Annotated in this window: 17 protein-coding genes and 1 tRNA gene; 14 read left to right on the plus strand and 4 right to left on the minus strand. The window is 68.5% G+C overall.

The annotated features are described in order from the left end of the window. The 13 genes from SGCZBJ_RS22915 to SGCZBJ_RS22975 form a co-directional block, all read left to right on the plus strand. Nucleotides 1–229: UDP-glucose/GDP-mannose dehydrogenase family protein (locus SGCZBJ_RS22915; protein ID WP_240621619.1), on the plus strand; the 229-nt coding region annotated here is incomplete at its 5' end. A 199-nt stretch (nucleotides 230–428) separates the two neighbouring features. Further along, nucleotides 429–899 carry a glycosyltransferase family protein gene (locus SGCZBJ_RS22920; RefSeq protein ID WP_101720240.1) on the plus strand — a complete coding sequence of 157 codons (471 nt, stop codon included), beginning with the start codon at nucleotides 429–431 and terminating at the stop codon, nucleotides 897–899. Further along, a complete protein-coding gene (locus SGCZBJ_RS22925) occupies nucleotides 896–1,378 on the plus strand; it encodes a glycosyltransferase (protein WP_165799419.1) in 483 nt (160 codons plus the stop codon). The genes SGCZBJ_RS22920 and SGCZBJ_RS22925 overlap by 4 nt, the downstream gene beginning before the upstream one ends. Continuing rightward, a complete protein-coding gene (locus SGCZBJ_RS22930) occupies nucleotides 1,375–2,544 on the plus strand; it encodes a glycosyltransferase (protein WP_205685463.1) in 1,170 nt (389 codons plus the stop codon). Before SGCZBJ_RS22925 ends, SGCZBJ_RS22930 begins: the two co-directional genes overlap by 4 nt. Continuing rightward, nucleotides 2,541–3,068 (plus strand): acyltransferase, encoded by a 528-nt coding sequence (locus SGCZBJ_RS26400; protein WP_205685464.1) that lies wholly within the window; start codon nucleotides 2,541–2,543, stop codon nucleotides 3,066–3,068. Before SGCZBJ_RS22930 ends, SGCZBJ_RS26400 begins: the two co-directional genes overlap by 4 nt. Next, nucleotides 3,065–3,979, plus strand: coding sequence for a polysaccharide pyruvyl transferase family protein (locus tag SGCZBJ_RS22940; RefSeq protein WP_101720243.1), 915 nt, complete (start codon nucleotides 3,065–3,067; stop codon nucleotides 3,977–3,979). The genes SGCZBJ_RS26400 and SGCZBJ_RS22940 overlap by 4 nt, the downstream gene beginning before the upstream one ends. Before the next feature lie 10 nt (nucleotides 3,980–3,989). After that, nucleotides 3,990–4,928, plus strand: coding sequence for a glycosyltransferase family 2 protein (locus SGCZBJ_RS22945; RefSeq protein WP_101720244.1), 939 nt, complete (start codon nucleotides 3,990–3,992; stop codon nucleotides 4,926–4,928). Beyond that, nucleotides 4,925–6,475: a lipopolysaccharide biosynthesis protein gene (locus tag SGCZBJ_RS22950; RefSeq protein WP_101720245.1), complete on the plus strand. Its 1,551-nt coding sequence runs from the start codon at nucleotides 4,925–4,927 to the stop codon at nucleotides 6,473–6,475. The genes SGCZBJ_RS22945 and SGCZBJ_RS22950 overlap by 4 nt, the downstream gene beginning before the upstream one ends. 3 nt (nucleotides 6,476–6,478) lie before the next feature. Then, the gene (locus tag SGCZBJ_RS22955; RefSeq protein ID WP_101720246.1) at nucleotides 6,479–7,420 is read left to right on the plus strand and encodes a glycosyltransferase family 2 protein; all 942 of its coding nucleotides are present in this window, start codon (nucleotides 6,479–6,481) and stop codon (nucleotides 7,418–7,420) included. 2 nt (nucleotides 7,421–7,422) lie between these two features. Further along, complete coding sequence (locus tag SGCZBJ_RS22960) at nucleotides 7,423–8,403, plus strand: glycosyltransferase family 2 protein (RefSeq protein ID WP_101720247.1); 981 nt, start codon at nucleotides 7,423–7,425, stop codon at nucleotides 8,401–8,403. Between the two features lie 33 nt (nucleotides 8,404–8,436). Then, nucleotides 8,437–9,786 (plus strand): O-antigen ligase family protein, encoded by a 1,350-nt coding sequence (locus SGCZBJ_RS22965; RefSeq protein WP_101720248.1) that lies wholly within the window; start codon nucleotides 8,437–8,439, stop codon nucleotides 9,784–9,786. Then, on the plus strand, nucleotides 9,783–10,955 hold the full coding sequence (locus SGCZBJ_RS22970) for an acyltransferase family protein (RefSeq protein ID WP_101720249.1): 1,173 nt from the start codon (nucleotides 9,783–9,785) through the stop codon (nucleotides 10,953–10,955). The genes SGCZBJ_RS22965 and SGCZBJ_RS22970 overlap by 4 nt, the downstream gene beginning before the upstream one ends. A gap of 104 nt (nucleotides 10,956–11,059) precedes the next feature. After that, entirely contained in the window at nucleotides 11,060–13,456 is a 2,397-nt protein-coding gene (locus SGCZBJ_RS22975; RefSeq protein WP_133149314.1) for a hypothetical protein, read from the plus strand. A 36-nt stretch (nucleotides 13,457–13,492) separates the two neighbouring features. On the opposite strand, the gene SGCZBJ_RS22980 is transcribed toward SGCZBJ_RS22975, so the two are convergent. The 4 genes from SGCZBJ_RS22980 to SGCZBJ_RS22995 all read right to left on the minus strand — a co-directional run bounded on the left by SGCZBJ_RS22980 (nucleotide 13,493) and on the right by SGCZBJ_RS22995 (nucleotide 18,270). Continuing rightward, nucleotides 13,493–13,566 (minus strand) — tRNA-Cys (locus SGCZBJ_RS22980). Nucleotides 13,567–13,658: 92 nt separating this feature from the next. Continuing rightward, on the minus strand, nucleotides 13,659–14,813 hold the full coding sequence (locus SGCZBJ_RS22985) for an MFS transporter (protein ID WP_133149315.1): 1,155 nt from the start codon (nucleotides 14,811–14,813) through the stop codon (nucleotides 13,659–13,661). Next, nucleotides 14,810–17,077, minus strand: coding sequence for a TonB-dependent receptor (locus SGCZBJ_RS22990; RefSeq protein ID WP_101720252.1), 2,268 nt, complete (start codon nucleotides 17,075–17,077; stop codon nucleotides 14,810–14,812). Before SGCZBJ_RS22990 ends, SGCZBJ_RS22985 begins: the two co-directional genes overlap by 4 nt. 83 nt (nucleotides 17,078–17,160) lie before the next feature. Beyond that, nucleotides 17,161–18,270, minus strand: a complete 1,110-nt coding sequence (locus tag SGCZBJ_RS22995; protein ID WP_101720253.1) for a phosphatidylinositol-specific phospholipase C1-like protein — start codon at nucleotides 18,268–18,270, stop codon at nucleotides 17,161–17,163. Nucleotides 18,271–18,519: 249 nt separating this feature from the next. Between SGCZBJ_RS22995 and SGCZBJ_RS23000 the strand changes: the two genes are divergently transcribed. Beyond that, nucleotides 18,520–21,285, plus strand: a complete 2,766-nt coding sequence (locus SGCZBJ_RS23000) for a TonB-dependent receptor (protein ID WP_101720254.1) — start codon at nucleotides 18,520–18,522, stop codon at nucleotides 21,283–21,285. Nucleotides 21,286–21,294 lie beyond the last annotated feature (9 nt).

Raw genomic sequence — 21,294 nt, forward strand, 5'->3', positions numbered from 1 at the left:
GCTGCTGATCCTCACCGAGTGGGACCAGTTCCGGGCCCTGGACCTGGAGCGCCTCAAGACCCTGCTGGCCGCCCCGGTCGTCGTCGACCTGCGCAACATCTACAAGCCGCACGAAATGGTCCGCCACGGCTTCACCTACGCCTCGGTGGGGCGCGGGGCGGCGGCCGAAGGTGGCGAAGGCGCGGGTCTCAAGACCGACGAGCGCCAGATGGACGCCGTCCCGAACTAGGCGGGAAGGTCCGCGCCTCCGCCGTCACTCGGGCGGCGGGGCCGGGCCGGCGATCCAGAAAAAATCCCAAGGGGGAAACGCATCCGGAGCGCGGCGATGGCGGTGAACGCCGCCGATCGCGCGTGCCTGGGCCGCCTGCGTGAACTTGAATGCCCTGAACTGAATGCGGCGTCGCGAACTGCACAATGGATCCGAAGTCATGACCGCACAGCGTAGCGTCAAAAAGCCCAAGGTTCTGGCGGTCTGCTCCAGTGGCGGCCACTGGGAGCAGATGATGATGATCCGTGACGCTTTCAAAGGCGCCGATCCGGTCTTCGTCACGACTTTGCCTGGTTTGGCTGAGAAGTCGGGCGTCGAGAAATCCTATGTCGTGCCGGACTGTAACCGGGACAATATTGGGGCCAATCTTCGCTGCATGAGGGATCTGCTTTCCATCATCCGGACGGAGCGGCCCAATGTGATCATCTCGACCGGCGCCGCGCCGGGCCTGCTGGCCATCGTCATCGGCCGTTTTTTCGGCGCCCGGGGCGTCTGGGTCGACAGCATCGCCAACTCCGAGCGGCTGTCGATGAGCGGCAAGATGGCGGGCTACGTCGCCAACCTCTGGATCACCCAGTGGAGCCAGCTGGCCAGCGCCAAGGGCCCGAAATACTACGGGAGCGTCCTGTGATCCTGCTGACCGTCGGCACCCAGCTGCCCTTCGACCGCCTGGTCGACATCGTCGACCGCGTCGCGCCCGACACCGGCGAGGAAGTGTTCGGCCAGATCGGCAAGAGCACGCTGTCGCCGCGCAACTTCACCTTCCAGGAAAACCTGCCGCCGCGCGACTTCGAGACCAAGATCACCTCGGCGCGGGTGCTGGTCTCACACGCCGGCATCGGCTCGATCCTGACGGCCCGCAAGTACAACAAGCCGATCATCCTGTTCCCACGCCTGGCCGCGCACAACGAACACCGCAACGACCACCAGTTGGCCACCTGCGCCCAGCTGAAGACCCAGGCCGGCATCTATGTGGCCACGGACGAGGGCGAGCTGCGCGCGCTGCTGCTCGACAAGGGTCTGGTCTCGGGCTCGGAGGATCCGGGCGCTGCGGTCAAGCGCCGGCAGCTGACCGACGCCATCGGCGCTTTCATCGGCGGCGGCGCGTGACCATCGCCCCCGACGATCGCCAGAAGGTGCTCTATTACGTGGAGCGCTACCTGCCGCCGTCGCAGGCCTTCGTGGCCCAGCAGGCGCGGGCCCTGGCGCGCTACCAGCCGGCGATCCTGGCCGGCAGCACCATGGCTAGCCTCGATCGCGACCTGATCGGCTTTCCGGTGCACGACATCCGCGCCTCGCCGGCCATGCGGGCGGGCGAGTTCGCTCTGAAGACCGTGCGCCTGCCGGCGCCGGCGCTGTTTCCGGCCGTGCGCCAGGCCGACCTGGTGCACGCCCATTTCGGCAAGAACGGCTACGTGATCGGCCCGCTGGCGGCCGGCAAGCCGCTGGTCACCACTTTCCACGGCTTCGACGCCACCTTCGCCGGCAAGGCGGCCGACGTCGACGGCTTCAACCAGGTGCGGTTCTTCGCCAAGGGCCGCGAGCAGATGGCCAGGGGCGGCGGCTGGCAGATCGCGGTGTCCGACTTCATCCAGGACCGCCTGCTGGCCCTGGGTTTCCCGCAGTCGCGGATCTTCCGCCACTATATCGGCGTCGACACCAGCCTGTTCTCGGCGCCCACGAAGCCGCGCCGCAAGGGCCTGGTGGTCTCGGTCGCCCGCTTCGTGGAGTACAAGGGCCACAAGCTGATGATCGAGGCGCTGGAGCGCGTGGCCAAGGCCGGCACGCCCGTCGAGTTCATCATGATCGGCGAGGGCCCGCTGCGCGACGAGATCGAGGCCCTGGCCCGGCGCTCGCTCCCCAAGGTCGAGATCCGCGAGAAGCAGACCCAGGCCCAGATCCGCGACCTGCTGTCGGAAGCAGAGCTCTATCTGCATGGCGCGGTGACCCTGGCCAACGGTCACGCCGAGGCCTTCGGTATCGCCAACCTGGAAGCCCAGGCCATGGGCGCGCCGGTCGTCGCCTTCCGCTCGGGCGGGGTGGGCGAGGCGGTGGAGGAGGGGGCGACGGGCTTCCTGGCCGCCGAGCGCGACGTGGCCGCCATGGCCGACCACATCGGCCGTCTGCTGAACGACCAGCCGCTGTGGAACGCCTTCAGCGAACGCGCGCCCAGGATGGTGGCCGAACGCTTCGACATCCGCCGCCAGACCGCGCTGCTGGAAGACTATTACGACAGCGTCCTCGACGCCCATAAAAAGGGGGAGGCGCGTCGATGACCCAGCCTATGCCGCAGACCAAGCCCAAGGGCGTGAAGCCCAAGTGGAGCCTGAACGTGTTCCGGCCGATCCGGGACGCGATCATCAATGTCCGGCGGGCCTACTACAACAAGGTCTGGGGGATGCACATCCACCCGACCGCGTCGTTCTCGCTGAGCGCCAAGTTCGACCGCACCAACCCCAAGGGCGTCCATGTGGGCGAAGAGACCTACGTAGCTTTCGACGCGGCGATCCTGACCCACGACCTGACGCGCGGCCTGTACCTCAACACCTATATCGGCCGCCGCTGCTTCATCGGCGCGCGCAGCATCATCCTGCCCGGCGTGACCATCGGCGACGAGTGCGTGATCGGCTCGGGCGCGGTCGTCACCAAGGACATCCCGCCGCGTTCGCTGGTCGCCGGCAACCCGGCCAAGATCATCCGCTCGGACATCAAGATCATCTCGCGCTACGGCCGCATGGCCCGCGAGGACGAAATCGAGGCGGCCAACGTCGCCGCCCTGGCCCTGGGAGCCGCCGAATGAAGATGTTCTTCTACCGCGGCAAGCACGAGAACTTCGGCGACGAGCTGAACCACTGGCTGTGGCCGCAGATTCTGCCGGACTTCTTCGACGAGGACGAAAGCGACCTGTTCCTGGGCATCGGCTCGATCCTCTACGACAACTTCGATCCGGGCATCCGCAAGATCGTCTTCGGCTCGGGCTGGGGCGGCTACACCAAGGCGCCGACGCTGGACGACAAGTGGACGGTCTATTTCGTGCGCGGCAAGAAGACCGCGCAGGAGCTGGGCGTCGACGAGGGCCTGGGGATCGGCGACAGCGGCATCCTGATCCGCAGCCTGTGGGACGCCAGCAAGGTCGAGAAGCGCCACGCCGTCTCGTTCATCCCCCACTACGAGAGCGCCATGTACGGCGCCTGGGAGAAGGTCTGCGCCAAGGCCGGCATCCACTTCATCGACCCGCGCTGGTCGGTGGAGAAGGTGCTGGAGGAGATCAGCGCCTCCGAAAAGGTGATCTCGGAAGCCATGCACGGGGTGATCATCTCGGACGCCTTGCGCGTGCCATGGCGGGCCATCGTGCCGCTGGATCCTGCCAACCGCGCCAAGTGGTACGACTGGGCCAGCGCCCTGGACGTCTCGATCGACTTCGACACGCTCGGTCCGTCGAACCCGGTGGAAGCCCTGGCCGCCCTGCGCAAGGACACGGCTTGGCGCAAGGCGATCACCTTCCGCCACCGCCGCATCCGCCAGCTGACCGGCGACATGGCCTTCGGCTCGGCCGGGGCGACCTTGCAGGCCGTGGCCGCAAAGCCCGGCCAGCTCAGCACCGACGCCGCCATCGAGGCCGCCCACGCCGCCATGCTCGCCCAGGTCGAGCGGCTGAAGGCTGACTTCGCGCCGGCGACCGTACGCGACGTCCAGCCCGTCGAGCAGTGAGGCCCGGCCGATGACCAGCCTTTCCGCCACCGTCATCCTGTCGTCCTACAACGGCGAGAAGCGGCTGCCGAACACGCTGGACTCGTTCGTGCGCCAGGACCTGCCCAAGGACGGGTGGGAGATCATAGCCGTCGACAACAACAGCAGCGACGGCACGTTCGAGCTCTTGCAGTCCTATGCCGATCGCTTGCCTATCAAGCCGTTCCGGCACGTCACGCCCGGCAAGTCGAGCGCCCTGAACGAGGCGATCGCCCGCGCCCGGGGCGAGCTGCTGGTGTTCACCGACGATGATGTCGAGGCCGCGCCGCGCTGGCTGTCGTCGATCGTCGAATGCGCCGCCGCCCATCCGGAAGTGTCGGTGATCGGCGGCCGCATTGTTCCCAACTGGGAGCGGCCGCCCGGCGATGACCCGCTCTACACCTGGCTGCCGTTGGGCTCGACCTTCGCCATCGTCGACGACCTGCCGACCGGTCCGTGCGACCCGTCGAAGATCTGGGGCCCCAACACCACGATCCGCGCCAGCGCCCTGGGCGAGGAGCGCTATCGCGAGGACATCGGGCCATTGCCCGCCAAGCTCTACGCCATGGGCGAGGACTCCGAGATCGTCATGCGGTTGGCGGCGCGGGGCCACAAGGCCTACCACTGCGCCGAGGCGCAGGTGCGCCACTTCGTGCCGGCCTCGAACATGTCGGCCGACTGGGTGCAGAAGCGGGCCGAGCGCCTGGGCTTCGGCATCCCGGCCTTGCAGCCCGAGAAGATCCCCGGCGGCCCGCGCCTGGGCGGCGTGCCGGTCAGGACCTGGCTGGAGACCGCCAGCTGGGGCGCGCGCAGCCTGATGCTGTATCCGCTGCCCAAGTCGCGCCTGCGGTTCTGGGCGATCTGGAAGCTCTACTACATGCGCGGGCTGATCCAGGGCATCCGCCACTACATGCCGGCGGCCCGTGCATGAGCGATCCGATCGACACTCAAGCGTCGGCGCAACCGCCGGCCGGCGGCGCCAGCGGCATCGGCTCCAAGGCCGTGAAGGCCTCGGTGTGGGTGATGGGCGGGGTGGTGTTCACGCGCCTGGCCAACCTTCTGATGACGGTGGTGCTGGCGCGCATCCTGCTGCCGCAGGACTTCGGCCTGGTGGCCCTGGCCACCACCGTGCTGCTGATGCTGCAGGCGATCACCGACCTGTCGCTGGGCAACGCCCTGATCCACAAGCAGGACGCCGATCGCGCCGACTACGACACCGCCTTCACCCTCGGCGTGCTGCGCGGCCTGCTGCTGATGGCGATCATGATCGGCGCCGGGGCGGTGATGATCAGGATCTACAACGACCCGCGCCTGTTCGCGATCATGGCCGCGATCAGCGTGCGACCGCTGATGGCCGGCCTGATGAGCCCCTACTACATCACCCTGGCCAAGCACCTGAAGTTCTCGGTGGTGATCGCCATCGAGAGCCTGGCGGCCGTGCTGCAACTGGTGGCCGCCGTGGCGGTGGCCTGGACCACCCACAGCTACTGGGGGATCGTCGCGGGGGTGATCGCCGCGGGCCTCGTGCCGCTGGTGGCCAGCTATCTCTACGCGCCTTACCGGCCGCGCTTCTCGCTGGCCTCGACCAAGCTGATCCTGGGCTTCTCGATCTGGGTGACGCTGAACCAGTTCATCACCGTCATCGGCAACCGCTTCGACAACCTGGTGATCGCCGGCGTGCTCGGCACGGCCACCTTCGGCGCGTACAACGTCGGCAACAACATCGCCACCATGCTGACCCAGCAGGCCATCCAGCCGCTGGAGCGGGTGTTCTTCCCCAGCTTCGTGCACATCGCCGCCGACCGCGATCGCCTGCGGGCCGCGTTCCAGCGCAGCCAGTCGTCGCTGTTCGCCGTGGGCCTGCCGCTGGGCGTGGGGCTGGCGCTGGTGGCCGAGCCGCTGGTGGCCCTTGCCCTGGGGCCCAAGTGGCATCTGGCGGCCGTCGTCATCCAGCTGATCGCGCCGGTGCTGGGCGTGCAGGTGGTGTTCGGCGCGGTCAACGCCGTGGCCTACGCCCAGGGCGCGACCAAGGACCTCTTCCAGCGCAGCCTGTGGCAGACGGCCGTGCGCGTGCCCGTGGTGCTGGCGGGCCTCTATTTCTGGGGCCTGACGGGCCTTCTGGTGGCGCGCATTTTGTCGGGCGGCCTGCTGCTGTCGGTGCTGAACCTGATGCTGGTGCACAAGCTGACCGGCCTGACGCCGCTGGAGCAGGTGAAGGTCACCTGGCGCTCGCTGGTCAGCACGGTGGTGATGATCGCCGCCGCCCTGGCCACTGGCTCGCTGTTCCCCAGCGTGGAGCATCACGCCGACGCCCTCTACGCCACCGTGGCGATCTCGATCGCCGGCGGTGCGGCCTATGTGGTCACCCACGCGGCGGTCTGGTTCATGGCCGGACGCCCGGGCAACAGCATCGAGGCCGAGCTCGCGCGCCTGCTGTCGAAAACCACCGGGCGCTTCGCCCGCCTGCGGAATGCATAAGCCATGGCCAAGTCTCCGCTCTCCCCGGTTCTCAGGATCTCGGTCCCCAAGATCTCGGTTCTCGTCAACAACTACAACTACGCGGCCTATCTGCCGGCCTGCATCGACAGCGTGCTGTCGCAGGACTACCCGGACTTCGAATTGATCGTTGTCGACGACGGCTCGACCGACGGCTCGCGCGAGATCATCGGCGCGTACGGCGACCGGCTGGTTCCGGTGCTGAAGGAGAACGGCGGCCAGGCCTCGTCGTTCAACGCCGGCTTCGCCGCCGCCACGGGCGAGATCCTGTGCCTGCTGGACGCCGACGACGCCTTCCTGCCGGGCAAGCTGTCGCGCCTGGCCGAGATCTACGCCGGCGAGGGGGTCGACTGGTGCTTCGACCGGGTCACCACCGACGAGGCGGCCGGCGCGCCTGGCGAGCTGGCGACCAAGCCGGTCGACTATCGCCAGGGCCTGGGCCGAGGCCGTTTTCCGAGCATTCCGGTGCCCACCTCGGGCCTGACCTTCCGGCGCGGGCTGCTGTCGCAGATCCTGCCCATGCCGGTGGCCCAGGACGTGGTGCTCAGCGACAACTACCTGAAGTTCGCCGCCAGCTATCTGGGGGCAGGGGTGCTGGTCGACACGCCGCTGACCTTCCAGCGCATCCACGCGACCAACCGCTACACAGGCGCGGTGCAGGCCAGCCCGCTGCGCTCGCGGATCATGATCGCCACCGGCCTGGAGCTGGCCCGCCGCTATCCGGGCCTCAAGAGCCTGGGCGCCAGCCTGGCGGCCGGCGGCTTCGCCCAGGGTGAGCTTTCGGGCAAGGCCCTGCGCGAGCAGCTGGCCGTGGCCACCAACGCCGCGCCCAACCCGCGCCTGGCGGCGCTGGACCTGTGGTGGCGGGTGACGATGAAACGCGCGCGCGCCTCGCTTGCGCCGCGCAAGGCGGCGAAGGCGGGCTGACCATGACCACGACCACCGTCACGCTCGACCCCGCGCAAGTCGCCCCGGCCCAGGCTTCTGAGGCCATCCACGTCACGGTCGGCGTGCTGACCTTCAAGCGCCCCGACGGCATCGCCAAGCTGCTGGAGTCGCTGGGCGGCCTGAGCATGAACGCCGAACGGCCGTATCGGCTGTCGGTGGTGGTGGTCGACAACGACCCCAAGGGCAGCGGCCGCGCGGCGGTCGAGCCGTTCATGGCATCAAGCGTCTTCCAGCTGATCTACGCCATCGAGCCGGAGCCCGGCATTCCGTTCGGCCGCAACCGCGCCATGGACGAGGCCCCGGCCGACACCCGGTACTTCTGCTTCGTCGACGACGACGAGTGGGTCGTGCCCGGCTGGCTGGACGCCCTGCTCGAGGTGCAGGCGCGCACCGGCGCCGACTGCGTCTATGGCCCGGTCGAGCCGGTCTATCCGGAAGATCCGCCCGCCTACTTCATCAAGAGCCGCGTCTTCGAGCGCAAGAAGAACGAGGACGGCGCCCGGATCGGCTATGCCGCCTCCAACAACGTGATGTTCGACCTGCCGCTGTTCAGGCAGATGGGGCTGCGCTTCGAGGAGCGGATGCGCCACACCGGCGGCACCGACTACCTGTTCTTCAACCAGGCGGTCCGCAAGGGCGCGAAGATCCACTGGAGCGACGCGGCCCTGGTCTACGATGTGGTGCCGGCCAACCGGATGACCTGGAAGTGGGTGATCCAGCGCCAGTACCGTCTGGGCAACACCTTCGCGGTCGCCGACCAGTTGCACGGCACGCCGGCCCGCCGCGCCTACCGCCTGGTCTACGGCGCGGCGCGGATGGTGCTGGGGGCTGTGATGTCGCCGGCCCTGCTGATCTCGCCCAGCCTCGGCATGCGGGCGATCATCCATGGGGTGCGCGGCGCCGGCGTCGTCAGCGGCATCCTCGGCCACAGCTATCAGGAATACGGAAAGGCCGAAGCCTAGCGCCCGCGCGCGGCTTGGCCCAGTGATCTACCCATGACCCTCGTGAACGACAGTCCCTCGCATCGTCGCGCCGCCCAGGCCAAGGTCAGCGGCGCGGCGCGCCGCGAAAGCCAGCTGAAGACGCTGCTGACCGCCATCCTGATCCTGTGCCTGTGGCGCGCCTCGGGCATGTCTTACGGCTATCCGTCGCGCTTCGACGAGGGCGGCAGCGGCGACAACGTCTTCGTCATGAAGGCGCTGCTCTACAGCCTGATCCCGCTGATCCTGCTCTACGCCCTGCTCGAGGCGGGACGGGTCAAGCAGATGATCCAGAAGACCCCGATCTCGGTGGTGATCATCTTCACCGCCTGCGTGGCGTCGGTGTTCTGGTCGATCAACATGGGCGCCTCGACGCGCGGCCTGATCGCGGTGTCGCTGATCACCATCGCGGCCTTGATGTACCGGCTGCGCTACGGGGCGGCCGACACCTGGAACACGGTCTATACGTTCATGGTGGTGTCGGCGATCGCCAACGTGGCCTACACCGTCGTCTTCCCCCAGTTCGCCATCATGGGCGGGGCCTACCAGGGCATGGTCAAGGGGATGTTTTACCACAAGAACCTGATGGGCCATTTCTTCTCCCTCGGGTTCTTCATCATCTTCCTGAACTCGCAGCACCGGTACGGTCCGACCTTCCACGGCGTGGTCAAGACCGTGGCCACCGCCTGCGCCCTGGGCCTGGTGGTGCTGGCGCGATCCTCCACCGCCCTGATGATGATCGGCGTGGGCATGACCGTGATCGTCGGCCTCAACGCCACCCGGGCCCTGAAGAGCAAGCCGGCGCGGGTGGGCCTGATCCTGGGGACCACGGTGGTCATGGCGACCCTGATCGTCGTCTCCTACAACATCGTCATCGCCACCATCGCCGAGGCGTTCGGCAAGGACGCCACCCTCTCGGGGCGCTCGAACATCTGGGACCAGCTGCTGCCGCTGGTCTATGACCGGCCGCTGTTCGGCTACGGTTTCGCGGTGTTCCGCCAGCCCGAGGTGTTCGACCAGTTCGTGCGCGCCTCGTGGAACGTCAGTTCGACGCACAGCACCTATCTGGAGCTCTGCCTGAACATCGGCGTGCCCGGCGCGGCGGCGCTGCTGTTCCTGATCCTGGTGCGCCTGTTCGCCAAGATCGCCCCGTCGCCGGCCAGCATCCCGGTCCAGAGGCAGCAGCGGCTGGAGGTGATCATCATCCTGCTGGTGCTGGTGGCCTCGGGTCTGGACGCCGGCATGCTGCTGGCGCCCATCGTGCTGTGGCCGCTGATCGTCATCTCGCTGCCCGCCTCGTTCGAGGCGACGCCGGCCCGCCGGCCCCTGCGCCGCCCGGCCTTCGCGTCGCGGGGCCCCGCATGAGGCTGCTGTCCGGCCTCGGGATGGGGGAGGCGGCGTCGCAAAGCCCGGCGCCCCTGCCCAAGAACCTGGCCCTGGTGCAGGCTCTGCGGGGCGTGGCCGCCATCGCCGTGGTCGCCCACCACACGATCCGGACCTTCACCGTCAAGGCCAGCGCCGGCATCGTTCCACCGGCCCTGATCGGCGCGCCGGCCTTCTATGACGCCCTGGCCTTCGGCGTGGACCTGTTCTTCGTCATCAGCGGCTTCATCATGGTCTATGTCTCGGGCGCCTACATGGCCTCGGACAAGCCGATCCTGGGCTTCCTGCTCAAGCGCGCGGCGCGGATCTACCCGATCTACATCATCGTCTCGCTGGTGCTGATCGGCCTGAAGGTGATGAACCACGTCACCGAGGGGGCGTCGAGCTTCGACCTCCAGCCGCTGCGGATCGCGACCTCGCTGTTGCTGATCCCGGCGTTCAACGAGGCGGGCGGTGTGCAGCCGATCCTCGGCGTCGGCTGGACCCTGTCGTACGAGCTCTATTTCTACCTGCTGTTCGCCGCCGCCGTGGTGGTGGCCCGCAAGGCGTTCTTCGCGCCCTTGGCGGCGTTCATCCTGCTGGCGATCACCGCGTGCAGCCTGCTGCCGGGCAAGGCGGCGATCGTCAGCTTCCTGGCCAATCCGATCGCCATCGAGTTCCTGTTCGGCTGCCTGGTCGCCCTGGCGATCAAGCGCGGGGCGCGGATGCCGCTGCCCTTGCCGGCCATCGCCGTCGCCACCGCCGCCTTGTTCGTCGCGCCGCTGTTCGTCCACGCCGAGGCCTGGCGGGTGCTGTGCTGGGGCCTGCCCAGCGCGGTCATTGTGTTCGCGGCGGTGTCGCTGGAGGCCGACGGCAAGGTCACGCGGACGCCCAAGGTGTTCGGACTGGTCGGCGACGCCTCCTATTCGATCTATCTCGTCCATATCCTGATCGTCGGCATCGTCGGCGCGCGTGTCGGCCGCATGGTCAGCGCGGCGATCGGCACGGGCTACGCCAGCACCGCGGCGGTGGCGGCGATCGTCGTCCTGGCGACCCTGGTCGGCATCGCGATGTACTATGTCGTCGAGCGGCCGATCGCCGAGTTTCTCGCCAAAAGGATTGGCGGCTACGAGCGGACTCGCCTTGGCCGTGTGTCTAAGGTCCGCGTGTAAGCAACTGGCGCCTATATTTGGAGCAAAATTAGGTATTGGGCACGCTGTGCTCTTTGGTGCATTCTGTGTTTGCTGGGTGAGTAACAGTAAGCCAGAGCGTTGCCATGAAATCCGGGTTCGAGCGTCGCGAAATACTTAAGGTTGGCGCGGCCGCCTTGGGGCTTCCTGGGCTCGCCGCCCTGCCCGGCAGGGCGGGGGCCGCGCCTCGCGCGAGCGAGCCGGCGCCGGCCGACGGCTACAGGCTCGACTTCCGCGCCGCCCGCCTGTTCCAGAACGGCCAGGACGCCGGCCCGCTGACCGCCATGCCGGGCATCGTCATCCGCGCCGCCGGCGGCCTGGCCCTGGCGCCGACGGGGCGGCTGCTGCCCTTCGCCGACGGTCAGCAGCGCCAGCATGCGCAGGCCGGGCTGCTGATCGAGCCGGCCTCGCGCAACCTGTGCGCCAGCTTCAACGCCGCCCCGACCACCAGCCAGGGCTGGTCGGCGGGCGCCACGATCAGCCTCAAGGTCGTCGACGCCCGTGACGAGCTGTACGCCGCCCAGGATCCGGCCACGGGCGACTACCTGTTCCGCGACCTGCTGGACCAGGGCGTGATGAACGGCATGGTGCTGGAGGCCTACAATTCCGGGTCGGCTTCGGCGGCCGTCACCGCCGCCGGCATGGCCACGATAGGGGTCAAGCACACGCTGTCGGCCTGGACCCGCTGCGTGGCGGGCAGCGGCGACCTGCGCCTCACCGGCGGCGCTGCCGGTCCCGCCTACAGCCAGGCCTACTGGGCCCGCGTCGAGCGCGCCGGCCTGACGCCGACCAGCGCCAGCCAGGGCCTGACCATGGCCATCCACGCCAAGGCCCGGATCCGCTGGATCCTGCACCAGCTGGAGCCCAGCGCCCTGGCCACCAGCCCGATCGTCGTGGCCGGGGCTTCGGTGGGCCGCGCGGCCGACGAACTGGTGATCGACAACGCCGCCCTGTTTGGCCAGCCGTTCACGATCGTCGTCGACACCCACATCCGCCGCGCCAGCGATCTGGCCCGCCGCTGGATCACCGTCTCGGGCGGCGGCGAGGAGGTGGTCGTCACCCGCTCGGCCGACAACGCCCTGACCCTGACCGGCGCGGGCGCGATCCACGATACGACCGTCGCGCCGCGCCTTCCCCGCATTCATGGCCCGGGCGGCGCGCGCGTAGCCTTGCAGGTGCGGCCGCAGGGCAGGGTGCTGTCGATCGGCGGCGCCAACGCCCATGACGCCTTCAACACCTTCCCCGCCAAGCTCTCGCGCCTGACCCTGGGCGCGCGACCGGACGGGACCGAGCCGCTGGCCGGCTGGTTCCGCAGCCTCGATATCCGGGGGCTGGTGGATCCGCGCGAACTGAAGCTGGCCAGCGCCCCGACGGCCGACGCCATGGCTCACGACATCGTCCGCTATGTCGACCCCAAGGGCAGCGACACCGCCGACGGCCTGACCCCCGACACGGCCTGGGCCACGTTGGCCAAGGCGGCCGCCGCCGCGACCGCGCTGCCGTCCGGCGTCCACCTGCTGCTCAAGCGAGGCGGATCGTGGCCCGAGATCCTGTCGCCGCCGTCCGACTGGTGCACGGTCGGGGCCTATGGCGAAGGCGCGCGGCCTATCGTCGGCGTCGGCCAGGACTATGGCTGCGACGAGAACAACAAGTCCGGCTTCCGGATCGAAGGGCTGCAACTGCGCGACTGGAAGCTCAAGGGCTTCAACAACTACGGCTTCAACAGCCACATGCTGTGGGATTGCGAGATCGGGCCGATCGCGTCGGGCCAGGCCGAGACCAACCGCGGCGGGGTGACCAGCCGCAATTTCAGGAACTTCTATATCGGCGCCTGCCACGTGCACGACGTGATCGGCGACGACGTCTTCCTGCAGACCACCAAGGGCGGCTGGGTGATCTCGGAGGGCAACCGCTACGACCCGGCCAACGGCGCCGAGGCCGACAACTTCCAGCTCAGCGACAACCAGGGCGCCCAGGTGCGCCTCAGCGGCGACCAGTACGACATGCGCGGCGCCAGCAGCGGCAAGGGATGCGTCGTGGTCACCGGCAATGCGGGCACGGTGATCGAGGACTTCGTCGCCTATGGCCTGAACTTCGGCATCGGGCTGAACGGCGACAACATGGTCGTGCGCCGGGGCAAGGTCAGCGGCTCGCGGCTCAACGCCTACAGCTGGGGCGTCGGCGTGGGCGAGTCCACGAGCGTACGCCAGCATGTCTACGAGGACCTGGTGATCAGCGACTGCAATCGCGGGGTGTCGATCAGCGGCATCGGCGGGGGCGTGGATTCAGGTCCCGATCGGGCCGACATCACCGTGCGGCGGGTCACCGTGCAGAACTGCCAGACCGGCCTGTGGATCGACCGTCCGACCAGCGGCGACCTGTCGGGCATCGCCTTCGCCGACTGCGCCGTCAATGTCGACAACAGGACCACGGCGATCCCCGCCGACAGCCAGGCCGAAAGCCTGACCCTGCCGCAGAACTAGGCCGCGAGGTCTGGTCGAATTCTAGAGAGGAATGGGTGGAGGCCCGGCCCGGAATCGAACCGGGGTAAACGGATTTGCAGTCCGGCGCGTAACCACTCCGCCACCGGGCCACCGGGTCGACACGCTTGCGTCGGCGAAGAGGGGGTCTGGCTATCAGAGGTCGGGCGGGCTCGCAATGGCCAAACTGGCTTATCCCCACGCTTTACCTGTGGCGGGTCAGGTGAAGGCCGGAAATCAAGGCCAGGGTGGCGATCGCGAGGCCTCCAGCCAGCCAGACGGCCGGGCGCACGTCGTGTTCGCCGACGATCAGGGCGGCCAGCAGCGGGCCGGCCGCGCAGCCCAGGAGGCTGGCGCCGGGACCCAGCAGGGCGGCGCGCCGGCTGGGATCGGCCTCGATCGCCAGCGGCGTCAGGAACGGCGAGGCGAACAGCCAAGCGAAGCCGAACAGGCCCGAGGCGGCCAGGAAGGCGGCCGCCGGCGGCAGCGCAGCGAAGGCCACTAGGCAGGCGGCGGCCGCGACCACGCCCAAGGTCAGCGACACGAACCAGGACGTCCTTCCTGCCAGGGCGGTGGCCGCCGATCCGCCGACGACCTGGGCCGCCAGCGAGATCGAGAAGGCCAGGCCCGCCGTGGTCGCCGGATGTCCGGCCTGGCGCGACAGCGGCTCGGCATAGATCCACAGCGCCAGGATGAAGGCCTGGAAGCAGAACACGGCCAGCAGGGCGACCCAGCCGCGCGGGCTGGGCAGGCCCTTGGGTCCGTCCTCGGCCTGCGGCAGGGCGGCCCAGGCGCGCGGGATCAGCGCGCCGGCCAGGGCGGCCGAGGCGGCCAGCGCCGCCAGGGCCACGAAGCCGCCGTTGGGTCCGAAATGGCCGATGACGAAGATGGTCAGGGCCGAGACCACGATCAGCTGGGCCAGGGTCTGGACGGTGAGGTAGACGCCCGACCAGCGATCGGGCCGGGGCGAGCGGACGATCATGCCGGTGATGATCCAGATCAGCGCCCCGGCCGGCAGGCCCGCCGCCGCCCGGGCCAGCACCAGCAGTCCGTCATGGGCGAAGGTCGAGGCCAGGTTCAATGCGGCCAGGAAGCAGCCGCAGGCCACCGCCGCCAGGCGCAGCCGTTTGGCGCCGAAGGCCGGGCCCAGCACGGCCGCGCCGATCCCCATCGCCGCCAGTTCGGCCATGCCGGCCAGGCCGATCTCTGTCGCCGTAAGCCGGCCGGCCGCCTCCAGTCCGCCCAGCAGCAGCGGGCCGACGCCCGGAAACAGCACCCCGACGATGCCGATCCACAGCACCGCCAGCCGCTCTGGGAGGCTGGGCGAAGGCCCTATCCACGACCCGTCCTGGGCGCTCAATAGCGGGCCCGCAGATAGAGGCCGTAGGTGCGCGGCGGGCCCATGCTGAAGACGTCGAAGCCCAGGCCCTCGATGGCGGTGATGTCGAGGATGTTGGTCTCGTCGAACAGGTTCTTGCCCCAGACGCCCAGCTCGTAGCGGCCGCCGTCGAGCTTCCAGCCCAACTGGCCGTTGACGTAGGCCCGGCCCTTGTCGCTGAGCCGCTCGGTGTTGGCGGTGTCAAAGAACACCTTGGAGCGGTAGGTGAAATCCAGCTGGCCGGCGAAGTCGCCGACCGGCAGCGGGTGCTCGTAGCGGACCACGCCGTTGACGCTGGCCTTTGGAGCCGAGGGCAGGCGGTTGCCCGAATAGTCCTGCCCGACCGAGACGAAGTCCTTGTACTCGGCGTTCAGCAGGGCCGCGCCCAGGGTCAGCGACAGGCCTCGCACGGGCCGCGCCTCGATCTCGGCTTCGGCGCCGTACACTCGCGCGGCCGAGGCGTTGGTGAAGTACTGCACCGACAGGGCCCCGCGCTGGATCACGGTGTAAACCTGAAGGTCCTGGTAGTCGTAATAGAAGGCGGCGGCGTTCAGGCGCAGGCGACGGTCGAGGAACTCGCTCTTGGCGCCCACCTCGAAGGCGTCGACGGTCTCGTCGTCATAGGGGCCCAGGTCTTCCGGCGCGGTGGTCTGGCCGGTGAAGAAGCCGCCGCTCTTGTAGCCGCGATTGTAGGTCGCATAGAGGTTGGCGTCGTCGGTCAGCGCGTAGCGCAGGCCAAGCCTTCCCGACAGCGACTTGAAGGTCTTGTCGCCGTCGTAGGTGAACAGGGTCAGCAGGCCGTAGTCGACGTCGCTGACATAGTGGAAGCTCTTGTCGTCGACCGAATAGCGCAGGCCGGCCGTGAAGGTCAGGCGCGAGGTCAGGTCGTGGTCGAGCTGGCCGAAGACGGCCCAGCTGCGGGTCTTCTGGGTCAGCGGCCAGCCGAACACGCCGATGCTGGCGGCCGGATCCATGCCGGTCGGATTATCGGGCGTGGGTGCGCGCAGGTCGCCCAGCACGTCGTAGCGGCTGTCGTTGGAGAGGTCGTCCTTGGCCCAGTAGAGGCCGGTCACCCAGCGGGTGGGGCCCTGGCCGTTGGATTGCAGCCGGAACTCCTGGCTGGCCGTCTCCTGCAGGGCGATGTAGCGGGCGCTGATCACCTGCAAGGGATTGGCGTCGGTGTCCTCCCAGTCGTCGCGGGCGGCGCGCTGGTAGCCGGTGATCGAATAGAGCGTCATGTCGCCCAGGTCGTAGGAGACGCTGGCGGTCGCCCCGAACAGCTTGACGATGTCCTTGCCCTCGAAGCGGTAGTCGCCTTCGTAGAGGTTGGAACTGGTGTTGGCGTAGCCTAGCACGTTCGTGCACTGGCCCGAGGTGTAGAAGGCCGGCTTGCAGACCGCGTAGCCGAGGCTGGGATCGAAATCGCCGGCCGCATCGGGCGTCTGGGCCACCAGCGAGCGGTTGTAGGTCCAGATCGAACCGCCGCGCGACTGGTTGAGGCTCAGCGACAGGTCGGCCGTCAGCTTGTCGTCGGGCTGGTAGCGCAGGGCCAGGCGCGTGGCCCAGCGGTTGGCGTCGTTGCCCTTGTTCCCCGTCAGCCGGTTGGTCGTATAGCCGTCGTTCTTGTCGTAGAGGCCGCTGATGCGGAACGACAGGACGTCGCCGGCGATCGGTCCGCCGAAGCCGCCCTGGGCGTTGACGGCGTTGAACCGGCCGTACTCGACGGCGATGTCGCCGCCGGGCGTGGTCGTCGGCTTCCTGGTGACGACGTTGATCGCCCCGCCGGTGGTGTTGCGGCCGTAGAGCGTGCCCTGCGGGCCGCGCAGCACTTCCACCTGTTCCAGGTCGTAGAAGCCGGCCAGCTGGGCCAGCGGCGAGGCGACATAGACCCCGTCCACATAGACGCCGACCGCGCTGGCCGTACCGGGGTTGAAGTCGTTGACGCCGATGCCGCGGATGAACATGCGCGGGTTGGCGGCGTTGTCGTCGGTCTTGATCTGAAGCCCGGGCGCAAGGCCAGACAGCGCCAGCACGTCGCCGACCCGCTGGTTCTGCAGCTGGGCGCCCGTCATGGCGGTGACCGAGACGGGCACCTCCTGCAGGTTCTCCGCCCGTCTCTGGGCGGTGACGACGATCTCGTCCAACGCGACGGGCGCGGCCTGGTCGGCCGTCTGAGCCCAGGATGAGGTCGCCGACGCCATCATGGCGACGGCGGCGACCCCGGCGAACACTTGCAGCTTGCGCACTACAACCCCCCGCATGTCCGTACGAGGAGGATGCTAGCTATAACTATCGTTTTGGCAAGCGCCGTTCGGCGACTTGCGTTTGCCTATTTCGGGATTGCCCTGGATGGGGCGCCGGCGGTCGTCTCGATCGCGCCGTGGCAGGCCTTGGGCGCGCGCACCGGATTGCAGGCGGCCGCGACGCCGGCGGGCAGGCGCACCGTGTAGTTCCCCGGCAGGCGCGGGTCGGCCCACATGTAGTCGGTCGAGACGTACTGGGCGCCGCTGGAAAGCGCCGCCTCGCGCATGGTCACGTCGCCGTCGCGGGCGGCCCAGGTGTCGGCGTCGGCGCGGGTGCGCACGATGAAGCCGGCCTTCACGGCCGCGGCGATGCGGTCCTTCTGGGCCACGGGATCGTTGAGCGTCAGGTAGGCGGCGGCCGGCGAGGCCTCGTCGGTGTTGACGAACATCGCCCGGCCTTCGAGCGAGGCGCGCTTGCCGCGATAGATGGCCACCTTCTCGGGACCCTCGTCGAGGGCGAAGAACACCTTGCCGCGCGCGGCCTCCAGCGTCGGCCAGCCGCCGGCCAGCACCGCCTCGCGCAGGGTCGGCTTCTTGCCCTGGACGAGGTCGGGGGTGATCAGGCGGTCGGGGCCGAAGACGCCGCGGATCTCGACGTCCAGCGCGTCGAAGGCTTTCTCGTCGAAGGGCAGGGGCGTGACGCCGCCCGGCAGGCTGGCCTGGCCCTCCTTGGCGTTGAGCATGATCAGGATCGGGGCGTGGCCGCGATGCGCGTCCGACCAGGCGCGGACCTGGGTCAGGCACTCGATGAAGGTCACGCACGAGGTTCGGAAGTCGACGTCGGGCATGTGCAGGGTCTTGAAGCCGGGCTTGGCCAGGGCCTGCAACGTCGCCGGCGCCAGCACCGTCCCGCCGCCGAGCGCCGTCAGCGGCGTTGCGTAACGCCCGCCCTGCGGGTCGGCGACGACGTCGATCTCCAGCTGGCGGGCCCCGGCGTCGAGCTGTTCGGAAAGCGGGCGGTGGGCGTAGTCGAGCCCCAGGACCAGCCGCCCGCGCGCGGCGACCATGGCGGCCAGCTCGTCGGCAGGAATCGCCTGCTTGTAGGAATTGTGGGTGCCGACGGCCAAAAGGTCGTTCATCCGCAGCGGCGCCTGGGCCCCCGCCGCCATCGTCATCGCCGCCACCAGACCCAGCATCACGCGCACTCCACCTTGGGAAAGCGGCCTCTCTAGCGGCGGCGCGTGACGGTTCGGCGTCAGGCGCCGCTGACCGCCCTGCGGCGGGTTGGCAACAAATGCGGGGAAAGTCCGGCCCTCGCTGTCGGGCTTCATCTGGCCGTTATCAAACTCGTAACACGCGGTCACAATTTCGCCCTAACCGCCCCGCCATCGCGCCGGCGGCCCGCTCTGTTCGAGGCTCCCGGCGATCCAGTTGCAGGGGGTCTCATGTCCACCACGAAAAAAGCGCTGTCGCTCAGCGCCGCGTCGGCCGTCCTGGCCTTCGCCATGCTCGCCGCCCAGGCCCAGGCCGCCGACCTGTCGGCCGACGCGCCGATCGTCACCGCCGCCAACCCCGACGAGGCCCCCGACACGGCCGAGGTCGAGGCGATCGTCGTCCAGGGCTTCCGCAAGTCGCTGGGCGTCGCCCGCGAGATGAAACGCGACAGCAGCATCGTCGCCGACGTCATCGTCGCCGAAGACATGGCCAAGTTCCCCGACCTGAACCTCGCCGAGTCGCTGCAGCGCCTGCCGGGCGTGGCCATCAACCGCGAAGCCGGCGAGGGCCGCCGCGTGTCCCTGCGCGGTCTGGGTCCCGACTTCACCCGCGTGCAGCTGAACGGCATGGAAGTGCTGGGCAACGTCGACTCGCCGATGGACAGCCGCGGTCAGACCTCGCGCGACCGCGCCTTCGACTTCAACATCTTCGCCTCGGAGCTGTTCTCGAAGATCGACGTGCGCAAGTCGTTCTCGGCCGAGCAGGACGAAGGCGGCATGGCCGGCACCGTCGGCCTCTACACCGCCAAGCCGTTCGAATATTCGGGCCGCAAGGCCGCGCTGTCGCTGCAAGGCGGCACCAACAGCGCCACCAAGGACTTCCAGCCGCGCGTCGCCGGCATGATCAGCCAGAACTGGGACGACAAGTTCGGCGTGCTGGTCTCGGTGGCCTACTCCAAGCGCCAGGTCGAGGAGCAGGGCTACAACACCTACGGCGCGGGCGTGCAGAAGGCGAACGCGGCCAACGTGGTCAATCTCAGCCCGGCCGACCGCGCCAAGGCCCTGAACGGCGAGCTGATCTTCCAGCGCGGCAACCGCCTGTCGGTGTGGGGCGCCGACAACGAGCGCCTGGGCGTCACCACCGCCGTGCAATGGCGTCCGGTAGAGAACCTGACCCTCACGCTGGACGGCCTGTACGGCAAGTTCTCCAACGACCGCAGCGAGAACCACCTGGCCACCCGCGCCAGCGTCGGCTCGACCATCCTGGGCGCGGCCACGCCGCACTCGGGCGTCACGGCCCCGGCCCCGGTGCTGCGCTCGATCCAGTACGACAAGTACAACACCATCATCTACGCCGACGTCGCCAACACGGTGTTCGCCACCGAGACCCGTCGCCAGGAGACCGAGAACACCTTCAAGCAGCTGGTGCTGAGCGGCGAGTGGGAGCTGTCCGACAAGCTGAAGTTCGACGGCCACATCGGCCAGGAGACCTCGGACTACGACATCCCAATCTCGGACAAGTTCTACACCGAGGCGTTCGGCGACCTGATCACCGACTATCGCGGCAAGACCGGCAAGAACATCTACGGCTGGGACACCACCGATCCCAACAACTACCGCGCCCACGAGATCGACTTCTCGGCCACCTACCAGACGACCAAGCTGAAGAACGCCGAGTTCAACGGCTCCTACGCCTTCGACGACGCCCTGACCCTGAAGGGCGGCGTGTCGTTCCGCGGTTTCGAGAACTCGGGCTACACCCAGACCAACGACGACGTGAACAAGACGCCCTGGGAAAAGGGCACGCTCGATGACCGGGTCAACGACTACTACAAGATCTTCCGCGAGCACGACGACCAGGCCTGGCTGATCGTCGACTGGGACAAGGCGCTGGCCAAATACAACATCACCCGCACGCTGGGCGCGCCCAAGTCGATCTACGAGGTGCAGGAAGACACCACCGCCGGCTACCTGCAACTGGACTGGAAGACCGAGCTGGCCGGCATGCGCCTGCGCGGCAACATCGGCGCCCGCGCCTACGACACCGAGCTGACCTCGTCGGGGGTGATGGCCGTGCGCGGCGTCAACACCGCCACCACCGTCAAGAAGACCTATTCGGGCGTGCTGCCGGCCTTCAACGCGGTGCTGGAGGTCAATGACCAGTTCCAGATCCGCGCCGCCGCGGCCCAGAACATCAACCGTCCGTCCCTGGCCTCCTACGCCATGAACGGCTCGATCAGCGTCGACGGCACGACGGTCACGGTGTCGAGCGGCAACCCGAACCTGGAGCCCTACACCTCCGACGAGTTCGACCTGGCGGGCGAGTGGTACTTCGGCAGCGTCGGCATGCTGACCGCCGGCGTCTTCCACAAGAAGATCGACAACCTGGTCGCCAGCACCACGAACGCGGCGGTCTATTCCGACACGGGCCTGGCCGAAGGCCTGGTGGCCGGCGTCACCGGCTCGACCCCGGTGATCTGGACCCGCTCGATCAACACCGCCGGCGCCACCCTGACCGGCCTGGAACTGAGCGCCCAGAGCGACTTCTTCTTCCTGCCGGGTGCGCTGAAGAACCTGGGCATGGTCGCCAACCTGACGCTGATCGACTCCGAGACCACCAACAAGATCAACACCAAGGACGTGAAGGGCCAGATGTACGGCCTGTCGGATGTCAACGCCAACGTCACGCTCTACTACGAGACCGCCAAGTGGGGCGCGCGGGTGTCGTCGAACTACCGCTCGGACTACACCGTCGACAGCGGCGGCTTCGAGGCCACTACCTATGTCGACGCCTCGGCCTTCTACCAGGTCTCGCCGCGCATCCGCTTGACTCTGGACGGCGTCAACCTGACCGACGAGCGTGAAGCCCAGTACAACAGCTTCTACGTCTACGACACGGTCAACAAGGTCGACGTCACCCTGCCGGGCGCCCACCGCCTGTGGAACCACACCAAGAGCGGCCGGACGGTCTTCTTCGGCGCCAACATCCAGTTCTAAGGCGCATCT

This window comes from Caulobacter zeae (assembly GCF_002858925.1).
In the GTDB taxonomy this organism is placed as follows: domain Bacteria; phylum Pseudomonadota; class Alphaproteobacteria; order Caulobacterales; family Caulobacteraceae; genus Caulobacter; species Caulobacter zeae.

Coding starts and splice junctions, on each gene's coding strand:
- SGCZBJ_RS22920 (WP_101720240.1), top strand. CDS start 429: ATGACCGCACAGCGTAGCGTCAAAAAGCCCAAGGTTCTGGCGGTCTGC.
- SGCZBJ_RS26400 (WP_205685464.1), top strand. CDS start 2,541: ATGACCCAGCCTATGCCGCAGACCAAGCCCAAGGGCGTGAAGCCCAAG.
- SGCZBJ_RS22940 (WP_101720243.1), top strand. CDS start 3,065: ATGAAGATGTTCTTCTACCGCGGCAAGCACGAGAACTTCGGCGACGAG.
- SGCZBJ_RS22945 (WP_101720244.1), top strand. CDS start 3,990: ATGACCAGCCTTTCCGCCACCGTCATCCTGTCGTCCTACAACGGCGAG.
- SGCZBJ_RS22950 (WP_101720245.1), top strand. CDS start 4,925: ATGAGCGATCCGATCGACACTCAAGCGTCGGCGCAACCGCCGGCCGGC.
- SGCZBJ_RS22955 (WP_101720246.1), top strand. CDS start 6,479: ATGGCCAAGTCTCCGCTCTCCCCGGTTCTCAGGATCTCGGTCCCCAAG.
- SGCZBJ_RS22960 (WP_101720247.1), top strand. CDS start 7,423: ATGACCACGACCACCGTCACGCTCGACCCCGCGCAAGTCGCCCCGGCC.
- SGCZBJ_RS22965 (WP_101720248.1), top strand. CDS start 8,437: ATGACCCTCGTGAACGACAGTCCCTCGCATCGTCGCGCCGCCCAGGCC.
- SGCZBJ_RS22970 (WP_101720249.1), top strand. CDS start 9,783: ATGAGGCTGCTGTCCGGCCTCGGGATGGGGGAGGCGGCGTCGCAAAGC.
- SGCZBJ_RS22975 (WP_133149314.1), top strand. CDS start 11,060: ATGAAATCCGGGTTCGAGCGTCGCGAAATACTTAAGGTTGGCGCGGCC.
- SGCZBJ_RS22995 (WP_101720253.1), bottom strand. CDS start 18,270: ATGCTGGGTCTGGTGGCGGCGATGACGATGGCGGCGGGGGCCCAGGCG.
- SGCZBJ_RS23000 (WP_101720254.1), top strand. CDS start 18,520: ATGTCCACCACGAAAAAAGCGCTGTCGCTCAGCGCCGCGTCGGCCGTC.